Annotated in this window: 1 protein-coding gene; it reads right to left on the bottom strand. The window is 45.9% G+C overall.

Going from position 1 to position 1,548, the window contains the following annotated elements; translation table 11 throughout:
• On the bottom strand, positions 1–1,504 hold a 1,504-nt coding region (locus ACXRVY_RS28380; RefSeq protein WP_458238880.1), incomplete at its 3' end, for a glycosyltransferase.
• Positions 1,505–1,548: the final 44 nt, after the last annotated feature.

The following is a 1,548-nucleotide window of genomic DNA, read 5'->3' as shown; positions in this document are numbered from 1 at the left end:
CGCCATAAACCGTATACTTGTGCGCCATGAAGCAAATATCCAGACGCGGCTTCCCGAATCCCCAGCGGCATTTGTCGTGGGTGGATTGTTCGATGCGGTTTTCCGGCATTACGACACCGAAGATCATCTCAACCTTATCTGCCGAACAGAGGTTACGATGCACGATATAGTCGTAAGTCACTTGTTGGGTCACGATGACTTTCTGGAAGCAGGGCGAATCAAAAACCTGCTTGAGTTTTCTGTCACATTCCGGATTATTCAGGACAAATCCTGCGCCGGGATAGAGTGTAAAAACAAATGGTACTTTGGCTGCCTCAACATAGGGTAGCAGCGCATAAGCATTTGTCAGAAAGTTTACATACAAAAGCTTCCCGAGGCGCAGGGGAAACTTGTTGTTGTAAATCATGACCTGATTTCCCAAGTCTGAATGCTGGCGTTGATAGCTAAGAATTACATCTTTTATCGGAGTGTCTTCCAGCACAGGCAGCGAAGCACCGGACGTCAATACCAGTGACTTATTGAATGCTCGCAAATAGCCTGTAAACTCCGTATGACGGAACCCACTTCTAGTGGATGGAAAAACATCATCAAAAACGATAAGATCCAACTTATTCAAGCTATCAGCGTATTTCTCATCGAGCAGAAAATACAGCTTCTGGCTGTATCCCTGGAAGCCCGTATCATAGCTAAAATCCAAGAACGCATTATATTCAGAAATATGAGAAAGTAGCGTGGTAATCTTATCTACATCTCGACGAGCACTCCACTCACCGCCACCATGTTGACGATAAACCGAAAGCGGTTTCTTCAGATGCGCGATGGGGCCGAACTGTGCACAATACAGATTGAAGAGCCAATCAACCGTGTACAACTCGAACATCTCATGCGGAATAACATCAACGACCGCACCATGATAAAAACAAGCGCTAAAGTTACCGATGAGATTGTTTTCAGCAAGTTGAAGGCCGTCAATATTTTCTTCTACTAAATTGGCATGATCTGCAAAGACCTTCCGGGATTCACCATTAGCTCCACAGAGCTCAATGGAGTTGAACGACATTACAGACGCCGGCCGTTCTTGGAGAAAGTCTATATGTTCTTGAATCCGGTGTTCTGAACTCCAAAAATCATCACCTTCACAGAAGGTCAAATAGTCGCAGCCCTTTGCCAGTCGCATTGCCTTGGCCAGGTTGGCAACGACCCCAACATTCTGCTGGTTGGCATGAAACTCTATATCAAAACGGTCAGTTTGGTGTTCAGATATGCAGGATCTCACAACGTCTGCGGTTCCGTCAGGCGAAGCATCATCAATAATGATAACGCGCATCCGGAAGCGCCCTTTTTGAAGCAATACGGACTTCAGACACTCGGCAATGAAGTCTTTATGCTTAAAGGTAAGTACGACAACCGTCACCAGCGGTACACCAACTTCACTGGAGCGAGTCAACTGACGTTTTCGTTCAAAAAACATTTTTCTGCGCAGAATATCGATTTGATAGCGCATGCTTCGAACGGGACGATCCCCATTTGCCTGTGCAAATATCAAGA

This window comes from Pseudomonas sp. P5_A2_2 (assembly GCF_054177685.1).
The sequence above is the reverse complement of the archived record's forward strand: the minus strand, read 5'-3'. Positions and strand labels throughout refer to the sequence as shown.